This is a genomic window from Cellulosimicrobium sp. So1_17 (genome assembly GCF_055181235.1).
In genome coordinates this window covers 3,415,270-3,436,140 of sequence record NZ_CM143702.1, presented here as the reverse complement: position 1 = coordinate 3,436,140, position 20,871 = coordinate 3,415,270, and the positions used below count along the sequence as shown (strand labels likewise).

Annotated in this window: 15 protein-coding genes; 7 read left to right on the top strand and 8 right to left on the bottom strand. The window is 70.8% G+C overall.

What is annotated here, in order from left to right; genetic code table 11:
• Positions 1-9: 9 nt before the first annotated feature.
• The 3 genes from ACZCLJ_RS15155 to ACZCLJ_RS15145 all read right to left on the bottom strand — a co-directional run bounded on the left by ACZCLJ_RS15155 (position 10) and on the right by ACZCLJ_RS15145 (position 2,162).
• Complete coding sequence (locus ACZCLJ_RS15155; RefSeq protein WP_463104328.1) at positions 10-558, bottom strand: hypothetical protein; 549 nt, start codon at positions 556-558, stop codon at positions 10-12.
• Between the two features lie 70 nt (positions 559-628).
• Positions 629-1,720, bottom strand: a complete 1,092-nt coding sequence (locus ACZCLJ_RS15150) for a hypothetical protein (RefSeq protein WP_463104327.1) — start codon at positions 1,718-1,720, stop codon at positions 629-631.
• Between the two features lie 52 nt (positions 1,721-1,772).
• The gene (locus tag ACZCLJ_RS15145; RefSeq protein ID WP_463104326.1) at positions 1,773-2,162 is read right to left on the bottom strand and encodes a hypothetical protein; all 390 of its coding nucleotides are present in this window, start codon (positions 2,160-2,162) and stop codon (positions 1,773-1,775) included.
• Positions 2,163-2,288: 126 nt separating this feature from the next.
• On the opposite strand from ACZCLJ_RS15145, the gene ACZCLJ_RS15140 reads away from it, so the two are divergent.
• The 5 genes from ACZCLJ_RS15140 (at position 2,289) to ACZCLJ_RS15120 (ending at position 9,290) form a co-directional block, all read left to right on the top strand.
• A complete protein-coding gene (locus ACZCLJ_RS15140) occupies positions 2,289-4,670 on the top strand; it encodes an McrB family protein (RefSeq protein ID WP_463104325.1) in 2,382 nt (793 codons plus the stop codon).
• Positions 4,654-5,913: an McrC family protein gene (locus ACZCLJ_RS15135; RefSeq protein ID WP_463104324.1), complete on the top strand. Its 1,260-nt coding sequence runs from the start codon at positions 4,654-4,656 to the stop codon at positions 5,911-5,913. The genes ACZCLJ_RS15140 and ACZCLJ_RS15135 overlap by 17 nt, the downstream gene beginning before the upstream one ends.
• A gap of 38 nt (positions 5,914-5,951) precedes the next feature.
• Positions 5,952-6,809 carry a protein NO VEIN domain-containing protein gene (locus ACZCLJ_RS15130; RefSeq protein ID WP_463104323.1) on the top strand — a complete coding sequence of 286 codons (858 nt, stop codon included), beginning with the start codon at positions 5,952-5,954 and terminating at the stop codon, positions 6,807-6,809.
• A 29-nt stretch (positions 6,810-6,838) separates the two neighbouring features.
• Positions 6,839-7,513 (top strand): hypothetical protein, encoded by a 675-nt coding sequence (locus ACZCLJ_RS15125; RefSeq protein WP_463104322.1) that lies wholly within the window; start codon positions 6,839-6,841, stop codon positions 7,511-7,513.
• 94 nt (positions 7,514-7,607) lie between these two features.
• Complete coding sequence (locus ACZCLJ_RS15120; protein WP_463104321.1) at positions 7,608-9,290, top strand: SIR2 family protein; 1,683 nt, start codon at positions 7,608-7,610, stop codon at positions 9,288-9,290.
• 32 nt (positions 9,291-9,322) lie between these two features.
• On the opposite strand, the gene ACZCLJ_RS15115 is transcribed toward ACZCLJ_RS15120, so the two are convergent.
• Positions 9,323-10,414, bottom strand: a complete 1,092-nt coding sequence (locus tag ACZCLJ_RS15115; RefSeq protein ID WP_463104320.1) for a type II toxin-antitoxin system HipA family toxin — start codon at positions 10,412-10,414, stop codon at positions 9,323-9,325.
• Between the two features lie 54 nt (positions 10,415-10,468).
• Here ACZCLJ_RS15115 and ACZCLJ_RS15110 point away from each other — a divergent pair, with 54 nt between their 5' ends.
• Both ACZCLJ_RS15110 and ACZCLJ_RS15105 read left to right on the top strand, forming a co-directional pair.
• On the top strand, positions 10,469-11,065 hold the full coding sequence (locus tag ACZCLJ_RS15110; protein WP_463104319.1) for a MarR family transcriptional regulator: 597 nt from the start codon (positions 10,469-10,471) through the stop codon (positions 11,063-11,065).
• Between the two features lie 31 nt (positions 11,066-11,096).
• Positions 11,097-11,537, top strand: coding sequence for a HEPN domain-containing protein (locus ACZCLJ_RS15105; protein WP_463104318.1), 441 nt, complete (start codon positions 11,097-11,099; stop codon positions 11,535-11,537).
• A gap of 106 nt (positions 11,538-11,643) precedes the next feature.
• Here ACZCLJ_RS15105 and ACZCLJ_RS15100 read toward each other — a convergent pair whose 3' ends face one another.
• The 4 genes from ACZCLJ_RS15100 to ACZCLJ_RS15085 all read right to left on the bottom strand — a co-directional run bounded on the left by ACZCLJ_RS15100 (position 11,644) and on the right by ACZCLJ_RS15085 (position 20,722).
• Positions 11,644-12,165, bottom strand: a complete 522-nt coding sequence (locus ACZCLJ_RS15100; RefSeq protein ID WP_463104317.1) for a hypothetical protein — start codon at positions 12,163-12,165, stop codon at positions 11,644-11,646.
• 36 nt (positions 12,166-12,201) lie between these two features.
• Entirely contained in the window at positions 12,202-13,935 is a 1,734-nt protein-coding gene (locus ACZCLJ_RS15095; protein WP_463104316.1) for a nuclease-related domain-containing DEAD/DEAH box helicase, read from the bottom strand.
• Positions 13,936-14,179: 244 nt separating this feature from the next.
• Positions 14,180-16,651, bottom strand: coding sequence for an OmpL47-type beta-barrel domain-containing protein (locus ACZCLJ_RS15090; RefSeq protein WP_463104315.1), 2,472 nt, complete (start codon positions 16,649-16,651; stop codon positions 14,180-14,182).
• 147 nt (positions 16,652-16,798) lie between these two features.
• Positions 16,799-20,722 carry a ThuA domain-containing protein gene (locus ACZCLJ_RS15085; RefSeq protein ID WP_285821084.1) on the bottom strand — a complete coding sequence of 1,308 codons (3,924 nt, stop codon included), beginning with the start codon at positions 20,720-20,722 and terminating at the stop codon, positions 16,799-16,801.
• Positions 20,723-20,871 lie beyond the last annotated feature (149 nt).

Here is a 20,871-nt window from a genome sequence, read left to right as displayed (position 1 = left end):
CACCATGGCTCAGTCGCAGGTGTCGCAGGTACCGTTCGCCGGGAGCTCCAGGAAGCACGTCGGGCACGTCGCGGCGATCCGCTCGGCTCCCTGCCGTCTCCCGTCTCCTCCCCCGCGCTGGACCGCCGTGGGCAGCTCGTGCCGGGTGTACCCACCGGTGTCGAGATGGACGTCGACGAATCCGCGGTTGAAGTACGCGGCGGCCGCCGCGTGCCTGTCTCGGTGTCCCGCGGCGACGTAGCTTCGCGCTTGCGGCGCCCACACCAGGTCGAAGTCGAGCTCCGCTGCGATCTCCCGCATGCGCGGACGGTTCTCCACCGGGAACTTCAGCGCCTCGAAGGCTGCGCCGAGCGACGGGTACTCCGTCCTGCCGACGCCGCGGATCTCCTTGTCGCACTCGCTGCACAGCTCTCGCTCGGCCCGGTCGGTCTCGTCGGCGACGATCAGCTGCGACAGGTCCGTCGTCTGCAGATGGCTGCACCCGAGGACGTGCAGTCGTCCACGCCCCTTCGTGCGGTAGAGCTCAGCGCCGTCGACCAGCTCGTTCTTCTCGTTCATCGCTCTCCTCCGTCGGGAAGGAGCGCTGGGCGAGCCGTCTCGCGACTCGCCCAGCGCCGTGGGGCCCGTCTCAGCGGGCGGCGGGAACCGACGCGCCCAGCGGACCGGCCACCCTCTGCACGTCGCGCGTGTAGCAGTAGAAGCCGGGGACGCGAGCGCCGTCGGGCCGGAAGGTGACCTTGTTGAGCTCGCCCTTCCGGTTCGCGATGACGGCCCAGTGCACCGGCCCTCGTTCCGCTGCGTCGACGAGGTCCTGGATGGCGGCGCGGGTCGTGTCGGCGTTGAGGAACACCGGGACACCGCGGACCGAGGCGAAGACGACGGCGCGCCCGCCGAACGTCGCCACGTCCGCCAGCGTCGGTGAGCCGGACGCGACGACGGACCGCAGGTGGGTGAGCAGCTCCGCCTCCGAGAACGGCGCCGCCTGGGTGCCGTCGCCGGCGGATCGGGCTGCGGGGCGGGCCTCGGGACGAGGCGTGGGGCGCGCAGCCCGCCGCCCGCCGCTGGGAGCGGCGGCGCTGAGGCGCTCGGCCTCCGTGTACCCGGCGTGCTGGTCGCGCGCTGCGGCGGGGGCCGCCCCCGCCCACACAGCGCCGCGCATCGCGGCCATGCTGCGCGACGTCGCGGCGTAGGCCTGCTCGACGTTCGCCGTGTCGTAGGTGAGCGACCGCTCGCGCTTCACGCCGATCGACTCGCCGACCTCGATGGCGTCCTGGTTCGCGCCCATGTAGAGGAACGTCCAGCCGAACGCCTCCTCGCGCTCGGTGACGAGCGCCTTGATCGCGGCGTGCGTGAACTCCTTCGACGCGTTCTCCATGCCGTCGGTCATGATGCCGACGATCACCGCGCCCGGGCGCTGCTCCTCCGGCATCTGCGCGATGCGCAGCGCGGTCGTCTGGACGAGCCGGCCGATCGAGTCGAGCAACGCCGTCATGCCGCGCGGCCGCAGGTCGAGCGGCGGGACCTGGCGGATGTCGAGGTCGGTGTAGACCTCCTCGTACTCGTTGTCGAACTGCGCGAGCGTGACCGTGCAGCGGCCCGGCGCCTCGCGCTGCTCGGAGAGGAACAGGTCGAAGCCCTGCTCGGTGGCCGTCTTGATCGCCTGCATCGAACCGGACCGGTCGAGCAGCATGGCGAGGTGGGTAAGGGCGTTGTCAGGCATGGCGGTTCCCTTCGTCGTGCTGCTGGTCTGGGTCCTGAAGAGTGGTGCAAGCTCAGCTACGGCGTCGTCGGAACCGCAACGGTTCCGTGGACGACGGCGCGGCCGGCGGCGGGGTGCCGCGCTCCCGGTCGTAGCGGGCCCGGGTGACGCCCTCGGCCGAGACGCGGCCGCCGGGGCCGGAGTAGCCCCCGAGCGACTCGGTCCGACCGAGCCGCGGCGGCACGGTGTTGGGCGCGACACCCGCCTCCTCCGCGACGGACCGCATCGACGCCCCGGCGAGCAACGACTCGGCCATCGCCTCGTCGAGCGCGGCGTCGAGGAATCCACGCGCCCGGGCGAGCGGCTCGACCGCCTGTCCCGGCGCGGCCTTCGTCGCCTCGTCGAGCGCAGCACGGACGTCGTCGAGGCGAGGGCGGGAGCGTCGCGCCGGGTGAGTAGTCATGTATTGACACTATGCGCAGTAACTGCACACGCGCAAGGTCTGCACGTCAGATTCACCCGGCCAGGCCCGCCGGCGCAGCGGCTCGGCGGGATACCGTGACGGCGCCACTCGCCGACGAGGAGATCCATGTCAGCCACCCGCATCCCCTACCCGACCGCCCAGCCGATCTACGCAGCGGCAGCCCGGTGGCGCGAGGTCTCCCTCCTGGAAGATCGCTCGCTGTTCTCGGACGGTCCGGGCTCGACGCTGGCGGACGGTGAGGCCTTGGTGCGCGACTTCGTCGCCAGTCCCGACACCGGCAAGGGCAGTTTCCTCACAAAGCTCGGGACGCAGTTGGCGACCACGCCGACGGGCGCAGTACAGCTCGCCGCGGAGCTCCTCTACGTGCACCTGCTCATAGCGCGCGCCGACGCCGTCAGCGGGGCGAAGAAGCGAGAGGTCATCGATACCGTGCTCGCGCTCCGGGAAGGCACGCACGCGACCCCGCAAGACCTCGCTTCAGCACTCGACGCGGGCCTTGTCCGCCCGGGCACCGCCTATGGCACCTACCGATGGAAGCTCTTCGCGACCCTGATCGAGACATTTGTCGCGCTCAAACGTCTGCCGCTCGACGAACGCACCCGCGTGCTGCGGGACCCCGACGCCTTCGTCTCGCTGCTCGAACCGATCGACGACGCTGAGGGTGGGCAGATCCAGAAGCTCGCGCTCCAGCACCTGCTGTTCCCAGACGCCTTCCCGCCGGTCATCAGCCGCGACGCACGGGCCGCGATGGTCGCTCGCTGGAGCGAGGTGGCGACGGGCCCGACCGAGCCCCGGCGGCTCGCCTCGGTCTTTCGGGCCCTCGCGAGAGCGAACGACGACGCCGAGACCTTCGTCGACCTGTGGCGCGCACCGTGGCTGTGGCAGTGGTCGGCACCCACCGAGGCCTGGGAGCGCGCGGGTCGATGGTTCCGATGGTTCGCCGACCGGGTTGACCTCGATGCGGCGGAACGCGCGTACAAGCTCGAGACAGTCGATCGCCTGCGAGACGTCCGGCACGCAGTCTCGGAACGCGGTGACTGGCTGCCGCTGCTCAAGAAGACCGTGCGCGAGACAAACCTCGTGAACTACCGCGCCGCCGAGGAGCTGCTCGGCTGGGCGGAGGCAGATCCGGACGCCGCCGCCGTCGCCCTGTTGCGCCTCTGGGCCGCGGACAGGGACACCGCACTGAACGGCTTCGCTGGATCGCTTCCGGCCGATATCCTCGTCCAGCGTGGGTCGAGGCTCAGCGTCTCCTCCTTCCTGCGCATGGCGGTGGAGCCGGCGGATGCGCCGGTCTGGCGGTCGCGTTACGTAGCCGCCTTCACGCGCATCATCGGCTTCCGCGCGCCGGCGCCGAGCGCTCCTGACAGCGAGGTGTACGACAGCTTCCTGGCCCTCCTTGCCCTCGTCGCTGAGATGGCAAAACGGCACGGAATCGAACTGGATGACGCGCTCGACGCACAGGGCCTCCTCTGGACCGCGATGACGAGCGAGGCGTCGGAATCGTGGTTCCCCACCGAGCGTGCCGCCGTCGAGCAGTGGCGCGCCGGGAGGAAGGTCGACCCGCCGGCCGGCCAGCGCCACCTTGACGACGCCACACCAGACGAGACCCCCGAGGCGCTGAGGGACGTCTCCATCGAGGAGCTCGCGACCGAGCTCTATCTCGAGCCCTCGTTCGTGGACGACATCCGTGCACTGATCGAGGACCGGCGCCAGGTCATCCTCACGGGCAACCCGGGAACGGGCAAGACGTTCGTCGCCCGTCGGCTCGCAGCATGGCTTGCCGGCGCCGACGACCGGGTGGGCCTCGTCCAGCTGCACCCCTCGTACTCGTACGAGGACTTCGTCGAGGGGTATCGTCCGACGGAGCAGGGCGGTTTCATGCTGCGCCCAGGTCCCCTGCGCGCGATCGCCGAACGGGCGAGCGCCGATCCCGACCACACCTACGTGCTGCTCATCGACGAGCTCAACCGCGGGAACGTCGCCCGTGTGTTCGGCGAGCTCTACTTCCTGCTCGAGTACCGCGACCACAGTGTCCGGCTGATGTACTCGAACGAGCCGTTCTCGTTGCCCAAGAACCTGCTGGTCCTCGGGACCATGAACAGCGCGGACCGGTCGATCGCGCTCCTCGACACTGCGCTGCGCCGTCGCTTCTCCTTCGTCGACTTCGATCCGACGACCGGACCCGTGTCACGCGTCCTTCCGGAGTTCCTGGCCGTCAGGCATCCACAGCTTCGGTGGGTGGCGGAGGTCGTCGACCGGGCGAACACACTTCTCGACGACCCGTTGGCGTCCATCGGTCCGAGTCACTTCCTCCGCGACGACCTCGACGACGTGCTGGTCGGACGCATCTGGACCTACGACGTGCTGCCGACGCTCCGCGAGCACCTGTACGGTCGCCGCGACGTTCTGGAGCTGCTCTCTTTCGAGGCACTTCGCCCTTCCTCCGTCACGTCGCAGAGCCTCGACGATGCCGACGACGTCTGAGGTCCTCCACCTCAGAGAGTGGACGCCCACCGAGGTCGCGTGCGACATCGCCGAACTCAGATTGCTTCGCGACGTCTTCAAGGCCGAGATCTCACCGGCGCGCGTCACGGGAGACCGGCAGTTTTGGCGCGTCCGTCCGAGCGGGATCGTCGGCGTCGATCGGACGGACGAAGCCATCATCGTCGTGCGTCCACGCATCCCGGTCGCCAACGTCCTGACGCTTGCGGGCGCATCCGCCACGCCCTGGACGGACGACGAAGCACCCGCAGCCGCGCGCGACGACGTCCATCTCGCCCTGGCTCGTCTCTTCGTGCTCACCACCGAGCGCACCCTGAGCGAGGGCGTTCTCCGCGGCTATCGGGAGCAGCGCGACGATCTGATGACCGTACGCGGCCGAATCGACCTGGCGGAGCAGATCCGGCGACGTCCCGGCCGAAACCTCCCGCTCGCCGTCAGTTATCAAGAGCACGACGAGGACGTGGTGGAGAACCGCGTCGTCAAGGCGGCCGCATCGGCGCTCCAGAGGCTGGGGCTCGCGGACGGCCCGGTACAGCGCGGTCTGCACCGCATCCTCATGACGCTACAAGCGGTGAGTGCGGGAGCGTCGATCCCCAGCCCGCCTCAGGTCCACTGGACGCGGATGAACGAGCGCTATCGTCCGGCCGTCGAGCTGGCACGACTGGTGCTCGACGGAGTCGGCGTCGACGTCGCGGCCGGCGGCGTACCCGCCCGGTCGCTCACGCTCGACATGCCGCGCGTCTTCGAGGACTTCCTTGCACGCGAGCTCGGCAAGCGACTCGAGTCGAGAGGCGGCGTCGCCCGTGCGCAGGACACGCGGTGGTGGCTCGATCGTGGCCGACGTGTCCCGCTCCGACCTGACCTCGTCTGGGACCTCGACGGTGCTCCGGTCGCCGTGATCGACGCCAAGTACCAGACAGTCGGGCCTCGGGACACGCACGGCGACAACACGTATCAGCTGCTCGCCTACTGCACGGCTCTCGGCCTGCCCGACGGGCACCTTGTCTACGCGAACCTCGACGGGTCTCCACTCGCACCCGTGCAGGTCGTCCGCAGCGGCCCGAGGATCCACCTCCACGCCTTCGATCTCTCTGTGCCGCTGGGGCAGATTCTCGAACAGGTCGACACCCTCACGGACCTCATCGCCCATGCGGCTGCGCACAGGAGCCAACTTCACCCGGACAGGTCACGCTCGACCGGTGACGTGCGTGTTCTCGCCCCATAGGGTCGCGATGGATCCCGGACAGAACGAAGGAGCACGTCATGCCCGCAGTCATCTTCACGTGGAACCCGGAACGATGGGCCTTCGAGGACGGTGAGTGGGAGGCCGCACGCGAACGCACCGAAGCGGGCGGCACATCCGACGATCAGTGGTCGGTCGGGCGACGGCGTTCCATCCCGGTCGGACAGCGCGCCTTCCTTCTTCGTCAGGGCGCTGAACCACGTGGCATCGTCGCGAGCGGTTGGACCCGTGGCGAGGTGTTCGAGGACGAGGGCTTCGACGACCAGAGCCCGACCGCGCGCTACGTCGAGGTCCGATGGGACACCGTGCTCGAGCAGGATGACCCGCTGCCCACCGAAGTACTCCTGGCCGATGTGTCGCAAGTCAGCTGGAACTACATGCAGAGCAGCGGCAACGACATCACCGATGACGCCATGGCCAAGGTCGATGACCTGTGGGCCGCACACGTCGCCCGCTCCCTCCACCGTCCGGCACCCGGGACTGGGCAAGGTCGCGCCGTCTCGCCTCGCGCTCGTGGTGCGATCGAGGACTATGCACAGCAACTCCTCGAGGAGCACTTCCGTGACGACGGCTGGGATGTCACGGACACTCGGATCGGGCATCCGTACGACGCCATCGCTCGCCGTGGTGACGAGTTGCGCTACCTGGAGGCGAAGGGAACTCAAGGAGCCGGCACCTCGGTCTTCGTGACCGCGGGCGAGGTGGAGTTCGCCGTCGACCATCCGGGCGAGTGCGTGATGGGCATCGTCAGCGGCATCAAGCTCAGCGCAGACGACGACGTGGTGCAGGGCAGCGGCACGCTCGAGCTTCTCGACTGGACTCCGCACGACGAAGACCTCGCGCCCGTCACCCTCACCTGGACACCGCCACGCTCCTGAAGCAGCCGAGCTGAATGAAGAGGACCACCATGGAGATCTCCCGCTCCCTCGTCGACGCCGTGCGTGCACTCGACCTCGGCCCGCGTGAACGCCGCTGGAGCAGCGTCACGTACTGCGTTCTCGACGCCGTCTGGTCGATCAGCATCAACTACGACCGCCACGTCGTTCCGGCCGTCCGCAAGGTCGCCGAAGCCGTGGGTGACGCTGCACCGGTGGTCGCCCTCAACGACCTCCCCACGTCCGATCCGCTGCCGCTCTCGGTGTTTCGTGACATGTTCTCGACGCCTGACGACCTCGTCGAGATCACGACGGCGCATCGAACGTCGTCCAGAAGCGGAATCCTCAAGGCCGACGCTGCCCTGCGCTACGCGGACGTCCTGATCGACGAGGGCGTCGACACGCTCGCGTCGGCGACCAAGACACTCGCGGACTTCGCACGTGTCGATGAGATCAGCGCCCGGCTCCGGAAGATCCCCGGCGACGGCGTCCGCACCGGATACTTCTGGATGCTCGTCGGCGACGACGACACCGTGAAACCCGATCGGATGATCCTGCGCTTCCTCGAGCGGCACGGCGTCACGACAGACGTGGCGGGAGCCAAGCCCTTGCTGCGCATGATCGCGGCTGAGGTGTCGACATCAGAGCGGCGCGTGACGCCGTGGACGGTAGACCACGCAATCTGGCGCGCGGAACGAGCGCGCTGACCACGCGTCCCTCCGAGCACTTTCATCAGACGGTTGTTAGACACCGGTTGACGAAAACTGCGCGGCCACCAGCGATCCTGATCAGAGAACTCCCATGACATCCGGACACCTTTTCGTCGTCAACGGCCGCCTCGAGGCACTGAGCGCCGATGCGGTCGTCATCCCGACCGACGCGGGCTTCCACGTCGAGCGCTGGTGGCGCGACGCGGCCGGCCTGGAGCCCGCGACCACCTGGAGCCAGGTCAAGCCGGGCGGCTGGGCGCAGGGCGCCGCCCTCCCCGCGCGGACTTCCCGCCGTAGCGCCAAGCACCAGCCAGAGGTCTGGTTCCTCGACACCATCGCCACCACGCCCGACGGCGTCGGCGACGCCGCCCGCCGGGCCGTCGCCGCGATCGTCGAGCACTCGGCCGACCGTCTCCGCACCGCTGCCGAGACAGCGGGTCGCGACCTGCCGCTCGTCGCGCTCCCGATCGTCGGGACCGGCTACGGCGGTCACCGGCTGCGCCGCGGCCAGGTCATCTCGGCGCTCCTCACCACCCTGCACGACGCCGCACGCGACCTCGGCGTCGACGTCGCCCTCGTCGCGTCGAACCGGGCGGACTACTCGGCGCTGCAGCACCGCCGTCGGGCGCTGGCCCGCCCCACCGGGCTCCCGCCGGAGACGACGACACGAGCGCAAGAGCTGGGACGCCACGCCTCCGACGGTGACCTCGCCCTGTTCTTCGGCGCCGGCGTGAGCATCGCCGCGGGACTGCCGTCGTGGAACCGCCTGCTCACCGAGCTGGTCGCGAGGCTCGACCTGGACAGCGACGTGCGTGAACGCATCAGCGAGCTCGGCCCGCTCGAGCAGGCGGAGCTCATCCAGGTCGCTCTCGCCGACCGGTCCGCGCGTGCCAAGGCCGATACGCAGAAGGCACTCGGCAGCCGCGTCGCGAGCATCATCAAGGCGGCGTCCGCCCGACCCAGCCTCGCCCACACCCTCCTCGCGAGCATGCGCGTGCGCGAGGCGACGACGACCAACTACGACCAGCTCTACGAGCAGGCCGTCACCGCGACCGGGGGCCGCCCGTCCGACGACCAGCGGGTCGCCATCGACCGGCTCCCGTGGGACCGCACGAGCACCGACCGGCCGTGGCTGCTCAAGATGCACGGCGACGTGGAGCACCCGGACTCGATCGTGCTGTCCCGCAGCTCGTTCGTGCACTACGACTCCCGGTGGAAGCCCGTCGGGTCGCTCGTCCAGTCGCTGATGATGACGAAGCACCTGCTCGTCGTCGGCGCCTCGATGACCGACGACAACCTGCTGCGCTTCGCCTACGAGGTGGCCGGCCTCCGCGCGAGCATCGAGAAGCACGACCCGAGCGCGCCGGAGATCGGCACGGTCGTCCACCTCGCCGACGACGCGGCGTTCAGCCGCCTGTGGAAGGGCCGGTTCGACGTCGTCGTCCCCACCCTGGACGTCGCCGACCGGACCGGAGCACCGGCGCCCGAACCCGCCGAGTCGGACGAGGAGCGACGCGACCGCGAGGCGGCCGAGCGTCGTCGGGCCGCGCGAGCGCTCACGGTGTTCCTCGACGTCGTCGCGATGCACGCGGAGCGCGACGCACCGCACCTGCTCGACGACCGGTACGCCGACGAGCGTGGCGACGAGGCAGCAGCGCTCGTCGCCACGCTCCGCGTGTCGGCGCGAACCGCGCGCCTGCTCGGCACGGACGATGCGTGGACCCAGCTGGCGGACGCCCTCGACCAGTTCGGCGCGGGGTCCTCACCGAGCTGACCGATCCACGTCGAGCAGACACGAGTGTGGCCCTAACCTAGGGCACCCTCCGCGAGGAGGTTGCTCGTGAAGCGCGCGACGTCGTCCTGCAGCCCGGGGTGCGCTCGCGGGTCGGGCACCTCGTCCGAGACGACGGCAGCGACGTCACCGAGCGTCGTAGCGACGAGATCCCGCGCGGTCGCCACACCCCACGCCTCACCCTCCGCGACGAGATCGTCCGCAGTGACCGTGCTGTGCACGTAGGCACCGTTCACGGCCAGGGCGAGCCGACCGTCGGTCGGCTGGTGCCGCAGCGGCACGACGTCGTACATCGGCGCGATGTGCGCGGAGCCGTCCGGGAGGTGGAGCATCGAGAGGTTCTTGGCGTGCATGTCGAGGTTGCCGACGGCGACGGTCAGCGTGACGTATCGCAGGAGCTGCTCGACCGCGGTCGGACCGGCGGCACGACGGAGGGCGCTCGCGATCCGCGCGAGACTGACCTTGCCACCGATCTCCTGGTACTTCTCGTCACCGCGCGCACCGAGCGCCTGGTTCATGTCCTCCTGGTGGAGGCGTCCACGGGGAGCGTCTGGCGACCGGTCGTAGCGCTCGATCACAAGGGCGGTCCGTCCGCCGAAGTCGTGCAGGCGCACCGTCCCCTGCGTCAGGCCGATGCGCGCGGCGATCCGCGTCGCGTACTCCTCGTCGTAGATGATCGTCGGGTTCGCCGCGGAGTGGGGCTTGAGGATGTGCGTCGACGGGTATCCGTCGTGGACCTGGTGCCAGACGCCCTCCACGAGGGCGAGGACGATCTTTTCCTGCACGCCGGCGAGGGACGACTTGCCGCCGAGCGGCGAGTTCCCGAGCGGCATTCCTCGCGTGTTGCCGAGGAGCTCGCCGACCTGCTCCTCGCTGAGCGGCGTCGTGCGCGGTGTGCGCGGCTCGCCGGGTGCGTCGGGGTCGTACAGCTCGACGGCGCCGGCGACGTCGCGCCCGTAGCGCGCGAGCAGCCCGACGACGTCGCTCTCCGCGAGGCGTGCGCGGCCGGCGAGGTCGCTCAGGACCCGACCTTCGGGGAGGACCTCCGCGAAGTAGTTGCGCCGCCGGGCCGCACGCGCGCGGTTCTCCACGAGACTCAGCGGCACCGACTCCGAGAGCAACCTTGTTGCTTTCATAAGACGACCGCTAGCCTCTGTTTTATGAAAGTTTCGTCGCCGCTATTGCTCCCCCTGCTGCGGTCGCGGACGCAGGGCGAGATCCTCGCCCATATCCTCCTCGCGCCGGACCGGGAGCAGAGCATCTCCGAGATCGCCGAGTCGGTCGACACCTCGGCTCCGACAGTGACGCGGGAGGTCTCGCGTCTCGAGGACGCCGGACTGGTACACACCACGAAGCGCGGCAACACGCGCCTGGTCCGGGTGCTCACCGACTCGGTCGTCTACCGCCCGCTCGTCGAGCTGCTCGCCGTGACCTTCGGTCCGCTCGCGGTCCTGCGCGACGAGCTCGACGGCGTGGCGGGCATCACGCATGCGTTCATCTACGGGTCGTGGGCGGCTCGCTACGAGGAGCAGCCGGGACCGGTGCCAGCCGATATCGACCTCCTCGTCGTGGGCGACCCCGACCGCGACGAGCTGGCGGACGCCGTCGAGGAGTCCGAACGCCGACTGCACCGCGAGGTGAACGTCCGACGCGTACGCGCCGACGACTGGGCGAAGGACACGAGCAGCTTCAAGCGCACGGTGCTCGATGGCGCGACGGTCGACGTGATCGTCCCCTCCGGAGGCGACGATGCCTGATTCTCGGGGTCGGTGGACGACGGGCGAGCGGGTGGTCGCAACGGCCATCGAACAGCGCCGGCTCCAGACGGTGCACCCGTCCACCGAGCACGCCGCGCTGCTCGTCGAACAGGCCGAGCAGCACCTCCGGACGGCAGCACTCGTCGTGGACGTCGATCCTGCCGGCGCGTTCACCATGCTGTACGACGCAGCGCGCAAGTCGATGGTCGCCGTTCTCGCCACGCAGGGTCTGCGGCCGACAGCGCGCGGAGGACACCGCGTCGTCCAGGACGTCCTCGAGGCTCAGCTCGGGCCCGACGGCCGAACCGTCGTCCGAAGGTTCCGAGAGCTTCGACTGCGCCGTCATGACTCCGAGTACCCCGACCTCGACAGCCAGCCCGTCACGAGCGACCAGGCGCGAGAGGGACTTGAGGACGCACGGTCGGTTGTCGCTGCGATGGAACGCTTCATCCCGCTCGTCGGCCCCTGGTGACGCCGAAGAGATCTCGCCGCTGATGCCAACAACTTGGCAAACGGTGCCAAATTCTTGAGGCTTCTGGGGCGGAGGGTCGCCATGGTCATCGCCGTCAAGATCCACGTCAGACTCCCGCGAGCGCCTCGCGCAGCAGCCGCACCGCCTTGGGCCCGACCCCGTGCAGGGCCAGCAGCTCCGCGTCGCTCAGCCGCGCGACGTCGGACAGCGACGTGAGACCCGCGCCGGCGAGCGCGCGCGTGGCCGGGCCTCCGATGGAGGCGGGAAGATCCCCGATCTGCCCCGGCTCGGCGGCGTCCCCCGCCGCGACCGACGCCGCGAGGCGTTTCGGCGCCCGGTGCAGCCACGCGCGGCGTACCCAGTGATTGAGCTGCTGCCCGTTCACCTCGTCGAGCAGCACGCACGCCCCGACGAGGGAACCGCCCCGAGTCAGTCGCGACGCGCCGGGATGCTCGGCGAGCAGCCGCTCGACGTCGCCTGCCAGGAGGTGGAGCTGGACAACGTCGTCCTTCGTCACCGCGACGAAACGCTTGTCACGGACCCTGAACGCCACCGCCCCGGCCTGCGACGTATCGACGGTCTCAGGCAGCGCGAGCGCGGCCTTGCGGAGCTGGGCGAGCGTCGTCATCCCACTACCCTTCCACGGCCGCCTTCGTGAGGTGGTTCACCCGGGGAGCCACCCCTCCGCCCGCTCGAGCCGGCGCCGCACGGCCTCCCCACCGACGCGCTCGATCCAGGACCGGTCGCCCACCACGACGAGCAGCGATCGCGCGCGCGAGAACCCCGTGTAGAGCATCTCGCGCGCCCGCGACTCGTCCCGCACGCCGTTGACCGCGATCACCACGACCGGCCGCTCGAGGCCTTTGAACCCGAGGACGTGCCCGTAGAACACGTCGTCCTCGGCGAAGAACGCGTCCCAGTAGGCAGCGTGGCCGCCGGCCTGGACCTCGTTCACCTGCTGCGGGTGCCGGCGTCCGGTCGCGAGCAGCGCGACCTGTCCGATCTCCCAGCCTTCGTCGAGCAGGGCCTCCACGGCGTCGTCGGCGGCGCCCACGGCGTCGGTCGCGGGCACGTCGACGACCCGGACGGGCGGCCCCTCCATCCCGCGCGGCGTGATGCGCTCCGGCGAGAGCGCCCCGAACACCTGGGCGATCTGCTTCGTCGAGCGCAGGTTCTCGTGCAGCGTCACGGGCACGAGCTCGAGCGGGACACGACCCTCGCGGGGGAAGACGCGCTGCGCGTCGTCCATGAAGACGTACAGCCCGCCGCCGTCCTGGTCGCGCAGGCAGCGGAGCAGCGACGGCCACCACAGGTCGCCGAAGTCCTGCGCCTCGTCGACCACGACCGCGTCGAACAGCTCGCCCGGCCCGCGCCCGTCCGCGAGCTCCCCGAGCGCGAGCGGCAGCCGCCGCTCCCAGTAGTCCGGGTCGTCGTCGGCGCCGGGCTCCGCACCCCAGGCGAGCGGCAGGTCGTGGAACAGACCGACGTAGGCGGGCCGGTCACGTGGCGGCCACTGCTCGACGACCCGCTCGAAGTACCGGCCGAGGCCACGCGAGTAGCACAGGAGCGCGACGCGCTCCCCCGATCGCGCCCGACGCCGTGCCTGCTCGAGAGCGAGCCACGTCTTGCCGGACCCCGCGCCGCCCACGACGCGCATCCGACGCACGCCCGAGAGCGCGTCGAGCGTGCGCGACTGGTCGCGCGTCATCTGCTCGAGCCGCGTCTCGTGCTGCGCCGCGAGCGCGAGATGTTCCGCCTGGCTCGGGAAGCCACCGGTGAGCGACTCGACGAGGTCGGGGACGTCGTCGGGCGCGAGCGGCGTGTGCCCCTGACCGTGGCGCTCGATCGCGTGCTTGACGCGCTCCGCCACGCCGAACGGCCGCTCCAGGTCGCCGCGGTCGGCGAGCATGTCGCGCGGCAGGTCGAGCGCGGACCAGTCGGCCGGCACGTACCGGTGCGGCAGGGCCACGAGGTGCGCGGTGCGCGCCTCCCCCGCCCAGAGATCCCGACGACCCAGGAGCGCCTGCAGCGCGTGCCGCGCGCCCTGCACCTGGCGCAGCGGGTCGATCCGATGGCGCCGCTCGCCGCTGCCCTGGTACCAGGTGCCGTCGACCCGGTCGACGTACCCGCCCTTCACCTCGACGGCCGCGATCCCGACGCCGGGCCAGACGACGAGCACGTCGATCTCGTACTCGTGCTCGTCCTCCTGGAGGTGCAGCCCGTGGACGACGACAGCGTCGTCGGGCAGCTGGTCGACGAGCGCCTCCCACACGGCACGCTCGGCCCCGCCGTCGTCGGGGAACGTCGGGTCGGGCGGGTACGCACGCGGCATGACCCGTTCGTACCGCACGTGCCCGACGCCGTCACGCGCGCCGGGCGAGATCGACGCCGCGGTCATGAGAATTCACCCGCGACCGTGGTCGAGAACGACACCACGCGCCGTCGACCACGACCTCACGGTCGTTATCGAGCTCATGGCGACCTTCAGGTCGTGTTCGGCGCACGACCGCGGCCTCGCCGCGCACGACGCACCGGTCCGCGACCACGCAGCAGCGGGCCGCGCCCCCGAGGGGGCGCGGCCCGCCGTTCCATGCCGTGTCGCGTCAGCGCCTCAGGACATCAGCCCTCGACGCGTCAGCGCCTCAGCGACCGATGTCCGACAGCTCTGCCGCAGCGATGATCAGCTGCCGCTCGGCGCCGATGAGCACGCCCTCGTCGACGAGGTCACGGGTGACCTCGCGGACGTGGCGGACGAACTCGCGGTGCGTCGGGTACTCGTCGTCCTCGGCGATGTGGTCGTTGACGGTGCAGCCCTCGCCGTCGTCGAAGTTCCCGACGGTGCTGTCGTTGCCGTCGATGACGACGGTCGGCCGCACGTCCGAGCCGGGGCAGCGGTCGCGCAGCAGCTGGACGACGGTGAACGTCACCTCGCCCGTCTGCGACGTCTCGCCGGCGCCGTTGACCGCCCGGTAGCGCACGACGTGCTCGCCGTCCGCCGCGACGACGAACGGTGCGGCGTAGCGCTGCCACGTGCCGCCGTCGACCTGGAACTCGGTGCGGTCGACGCCCGACTCCTCGTCCACGGCGGTGAGCGTCACGGTCGCACGACCGACGAACGCGCCGTCGCGGTTGCGGCTGCCGCCGATGCCCGCGGTGACCTCGGGACCCTCGCCGCCGGGCTCTCCGCCCTCGATGACGACGGTGACGCTCACCGGCGCGGACACGTTGCCCGCGACGTCCGTCGCGCGGTAGGTGACCACGTGCTCGCCCGGGGTGCGCAGCGAGATCTGCTTCGCGTACGGGGTCCACTCGCCGCCGTCGACCTGGTACTCGATCGACGCGACGCCGGAGCCGGCGTCGGTCCCGCGCAGTCGGACGAACGCGGGACCGACGTACTCGCCGGCATCGTTCTGCTGGCCGTAGACGCGGTGGTCGACCTCGGGCGCCACCGTGTCGCTCCCGTCGCCCGCCACGACCACGAAGGTCACCGTGCCGGCCTCGGAGACGTTGCCCGCCTCGTCGGTCGCGCGGTAGGCGAGCGTGTGCTGACCGGGCTCGTCGACCACGACGGCCTCGGTGTACGGGGCCCAGCCTGCGCCGTCGAGGTCGTACTCGACGGACGCGACGCCCCCGTCGTCGGTGGCGGTGATCATGACCGACGCCGAGCCGACGTACGCGCCGTCGTCGTCCTGCGTGCCGCTGAGCTCGGTGGCGACCGTCGGCGCGGTGGTGTCCTCGCCGCCGCCCTCGGCGACGACGGTGAACTCCGTGACCGTCTCCTCGGAGACGTTGCCCGCGACGTCGGTCGCCCGGTAGACGAGCGTGTGCTCGCCGGGCTCGTCGACGACGACCGGCTCGGTGTACTCGGTCCAGCCCGCGCCGTCGAGGTCGTACTCGACGGTCTCGACGCCGGACGCGTCGTCGGTCGCGGTGAGCGTCGCGGTCGCCGACCCGACGAACGCGCCGTTGTCGTCCAGGTCGCCCGTGACCTCGGCCGTCACGGTCGGGGCCGTGGTGTCCTCGCCGCCGCCGTCGGCGACGACGGTGAACGTCGACGTGCCGGCCTCCGAGACGTTGCCCGCCTCGTCCGTCGCGCGGTACTGCACCGCGTACTCGCCGGGCTCGGTGAACTGCACGGTCGTCGTGTACGGCAGCCAGGTGCCGTCGACCGCGTACTCGATCGACGCGACGCCCGAGCCGCCCTCCTCGTCGGTGGCGTGGAGCATGAAGGCGGCCGAGCCGACGTACGCGCCGTCCTCGTCCTGCTCGCCCATGACCATCGGCTCGACGACCGGGGCGGTCGTGTCCTCGACCGGCTCCTCGCCCTCGACGACGGTGAACTCCGCCGTCTGCGCCTCGGACGTGTTGCCCGCGGCGTCCGTCGCGCGGAACTGGAGCGTGTGCGCCCCGACCGCGTCGACGACGAACGGCTCGTCGTAGGCCTGCCAGCCCGCGCCGTCGAGGTCGTACTCGACGCCCGCGACGCCGGAGTCGTCGTCGGTCGCGGCGAGCGTGACCGTCGCGCCGCCGACGTACGCGCCGTCGCCGTCCTGCTCGCCCGTCACCTGCGCGGTGACCGAGGGCGCGGTGGTGTCGTCGCCGCCCCCGCCGTCACCCGTGACGACGAGCTCGCCCCACATCTCGCCGTGACCGGGGATCGCGCAGAAGTAGCGGTACGTGCCCTCGGTGAGCACGACCTCGGCCTCGTGCAGGCCGCCGTTCGCGTCGAACGGGCTCGCGAGGATGTTGAGGTCGACGTCGTGGTTGTAGCCGGGCGTCGACGTGTCGAACGTCAGGGTGTGGCTCATGCCGAACGTGCTGCCGGTCGCGATGCTGTTCTCGAACACGATCGTCGCGGGACCGGCGGTCGCCGTGGCGGGGAAGGTCTTGTAGTCGCTGACGCTGTTGTCGCCGGTCCAGGTCAGCACCTGCTCGGCGGCGACGACGGCCTGGGTGGCCTCGGCGTCCGCCGGCTGGGCGACCGACGGCAAGGCCGCCGGCAGGGGGCTCGCCGTCGCCGGGGCGACGGAGATGACCGTCGCGGCGGTGAGGCCGGCGACCACGGCGGCTACGAGCCGCTGGGTGCCGCGCGCTCTCGCGCTGTGTCGTTCCATGGGGGTGCACTCCTCGTCGATGTGCGGTGGTTCAGGTCGGTCGTACGGAAGAACCCCGGGGCGGCGCCCCGGGAAGCCGCTGCGCCGCGCGGGCGGCGCGGTGCCGGACCGGCGGGGGCGCATCGCCCCCGCCGGCCCGGTCGGGTGCTACAGGTCGGCCACCCGGACGTCACGGAACTCGATGAGGTCCGCGTTCCCGTGGTTCTGCAGCCCGATGAACCCGCGCTCGAACTGACGCAGGTCGGTCGGCGGGTCGCCCGCGCGCGACGACTCCTGGCCGGGCGAGTTCTCGAACTCGTTGATGACCTCGCCATTGCGGATGATCGTGTACTGCTGGCCGACCACCCGGATCTCGTACTCGTTCCACTCGCCCTTCGGCTTCAGCCCCGGGGTGTCGAGACCGACCGGGTCGAAGTTGTAGACCGAGCCGGTCTTCTGCGGCTCGCCCGTCGTGCCGTCGTAGATCTGGATCTCGTGACCGCACGAGATCGCGACCCACGCCGGGGACTGACCCTCGGCGCACTCGACGTCGCCGGGGGCGTCAGGGTTCGGGAACCGGGTGAAGACACCGCTGTTCGCGAAGGTGTTCCCCTCCGAGATGTCGCGGTACAGGAGCTTCACGGAGAAGTCCCCGAGCTCCTCGGCCGCGTACCAGAGCATCCCCAGGCCGCCTTCCGAGCGGAGCGACCCGTCGGGCTGCAGCACGAACCTGCCGCCGGGCGCCTGCTTCCAGTCGAACAGCGACTCCTGGGTGCCGTCGAAGATCGTCCGGTACCCGCCCGGGTCGACGCCGATCTGCGACCGCGCGGCCGCGTTCACCAGCGCGTTGCGCTCCGAGCCCGTGATGCGGCTGTCGTCGAAGAGGCTCTTCGCGACGGCCTTCACGTGGCGCAGGAACTTCTGGTGGGTGTCCCACTCCTTCTCGTCCTGGAACAGGTCGGCGATGGTGCAGCCGCCCAGGTCGTCGTTCGCGACGCCGGAGTCGAACTCGCCGAAGAACACCGTCTCGCGGTCGTCCGGCAGCGTGCACGTGGTGCTCGCGTCGGCCGTGACGGTCTCCGTGGTGCCGTCGGCGTACGTGACGGTCAGCGTCGCCTCGTACTCGCCCACCCGCGGGTAGGTGTGCCGCGGGTTCGCCTTGGTCGACGTCGAGCCGTCGCCGAAGTCCCACTGGTAGGACACGCCGCCGGAGCGGGCGCCCGTGAAGGCCACCGTCAGCGGGTCGCCCTGGATGCTCGCCGCGGTGGCGGTCGGCAGCGGGGTGGGTGCCCCGCCGTCGTACGTGACGCGCACGAGCTTCTGGTTCGGGTCGAGGCTGAAGAAGCCGCCCGCGTAGTCGAGCAGGTACAGCGCGCCGTCGGGACCGAACTTCGCGTCCATCCAGCTCTGCACCAGGTCGTCACCACGACCGCCCGGGAGGATCTGGCGCAGGTCCTCCATGAACGCCGGGGCGCCCTGCGACTCCACGGCGTCCGGGTCGACCGTCACCGCGGTGCGGTTGTTCGAGTTCGACTGGTCACCGAGGAACCACTTGCCCTCCCAGTACGACGGCCACGCGACGTCCGACTCGGGGTCGACCTGCGACGTGCGGTACGTCGGGCCGGACATGACGGCCTGGCCGCCACCGCGGAGCCACGGGATCGTGTAGGTGGCCTCGTCGTCCTCGTAGGACGGGATGCCGTCCTCGCCGATCGGGAAGACCGGGCCGCCGCCGCTCGGCGAGTACCAGATCATGTTGTCGCGCACCGGCGGGATGTCGACCAGACCGGTGTTGCGCGGCGACGTGTTCTTCGGGTTGTCGCAGTCGTACCAGCCGGTGAGGACGCTCGCGTCCTCGTTGCTCCGGTCACGGTACGGCTGGCGGTTGCCCATGCAGTACGGCCAGCCCTGGTTGCCGGCGGACGTGATGATCGTCGCCGTCTCGTACTTGGCCGGGCCGAGCTCGGGGTCCGGCATGCCGGCGTCCGGCCCCACCCACGCGGCGGTCAGCCAGTCGGTGTCGGGGTCGATCTGCAGGCGCGAGATGTTGCGCACGCCCATGACGTAGATCTCGGGGCGCGTCTTGTCGGCGGGGTACTCGCCCACCGGGAAGAGGTTGTCGTCCGGGATCGTGTAGGTGCCGTCGGCCTCGGGGTGGATCCGCAGGATCTTGCCGTTGAGGTCGTTCGTGTTGCCCGACGTGCGGCGCGCGTCCTGGAAGCTGATCCCGGCGTACTCCTGCGTCCAGTTGTTGCCGGAGTAGCCGTTCGAGCCGCCGGACGAGTTGTTGTCGCCCGAGCCGATGTACAGGTTCCCGTCGTCGTCGAACGCCATGCCGCCGCCCGCGTGGCAGCAGCTGTGGATCTGCGTCTCCCACTCGAGCAGGTCGACGCGCGTGCTCTGGTCGATGCTCGGCCCCGCGGGGTCGTACGTGAACCGCGAGACGGTCCGCATGCCGACGCGGCGCTCGGTGTCGATCGACTCGTGCGGCATCCAGAAGACGTAGAGGTGGTGGTTCTCGGCGAAGTTCGGGTCCGGCGTGATGCCGAGCAGGCCCTCCTCGTTCTTCACCAGCTCGTCGCCGCTGCCGCGGTTGCCCATGACCTCGAGCGTCGTCAGCAGGTCGACCTCACCCGTCTCCGGGTCCCACTGGTGGATCGTGCCGCAGCCCAGGCCCACGTCGGGGTTGGACCACGACGGGATCGGACCGGTCGGGCACGCGCCGCGGCCGATGTAGAAGACCGTGCCGTCGGGCGCGATCGTCAGGCCGTGCGGCTCACCGTTCTGGTCGAGCTGGCCCGCGGTGTTCGGGGCCGAGAGGCGCTCGGTCGTGTAGTTCGACGCGATCGTGGCCTGGCAGTCGCCGCGCACGACGCCCGTCGTCCACTGCAGGGCGCCGAGCAGGTGCTGCCGGAACGACTCGTCCGCCCAGCTCTCCGGCGTGCCCCCCATGCCGGTGTAGAAGGAGCGGCCGCCGTCGTAGTCGCGGCACCAGGACACCGGGTGGAAGGGGTTGGTCGTCGGCCCGGCGTCGGGGCCCGGCTCGACCTGCGCGACCGTGTGCACCTCGCCGGCCGGGCTGTCGGCCCAGTCGAGCCACTTGTCGTCGCGCTCCCACGTGAGCGGCAGCTCCGCGGTCGCGGGGTGCTGCCGGTCGATGAGGTCGACCGTGCGCGTCTCGACCGGGATCTCGGGCGCCGGCTGGTTCACCGACTCGTCGTCGAACAGCGAGATCTCGGCGAGCTGCGTCAGCCCCTCGCCCGCGTTCTGCGTGATGTCGAGCCGGTACCACCCGTAGGCGGTGTCGCTCTCGACGTCGAAGTCGCGCGGCTGGAAGCGCTGCGGGAAGTCCTCGTCGCTGCGCTCGTCGACGTCGACCCACGTCTCGCCGTCCGTCGAGCCCTGCAGCGTCCAGTTCTGCGGGTCGCGACCCGCGGAGTCGTTGGCCGAGATGAGCGTGTAGCGCGCGAGCTCGAGCGGCTCCTCGAGCCGCAGGGTGATCGTCGCGGTGGGCTCGAACGCGAGCCACTTCGTGCCGGGGTCGCCGTCGACGAGGTTCGGTGCGTCCTCGTTCGGCGGGTTCTCCGCGGTCGCGGTGACCTCGGCGACGTCCGCGGCGTCGGGCTGGGCGCCGGCGATCCGGGCACCGACGAGACCCGTGAACCACTGCGACGCCTCCTGGGCGCGCGCCGCGTCACGCACGCCGAGGAACCCGCCGCCGCCGTTCACGTAGGCCTGGAGCGCCGCCTCCTGGGCGGCGCTCAGCTCGATGCCCTCGGCCGACAGCATGACCACGCCGCGGTAGTCGCTCAGCGCGGCCTCCGTGAAGACCGCCGGGTCGGACGACGCCTCGACCTCGAACCCGTTCGCGGACCCGAGCTGCGAGAGGGCCTGCGTCGCGTCGACGACCGGGTCGTCCTGCGCGTCCGGGGCGCCGTGGAAGACGAGCACGCGCACGGGCGCTGCGTTCGTCGCGGTCTTCACGGCGGCGGGCTGCGCCGCCGTCGGGGTGGTGCCCGTGGTCAGGCCGGACTGGGCGGACGCCGGGATCACGGCCGCGCTCGCGACGAGCGCGACGCTCGTCAGACCCACGGCGACCGAGCGGAGCGCTCCCGGTCGGGAGCGCCCTCTCGTGGTGGGGGACGTTGCACGTCTGGATAGCACTCTCCAACTCCTTCGTCATCGGTGCGGTGCACCCGGACGGGACCGGGCGCCGGGGTGGAACGGCTGGTGGTACGGCT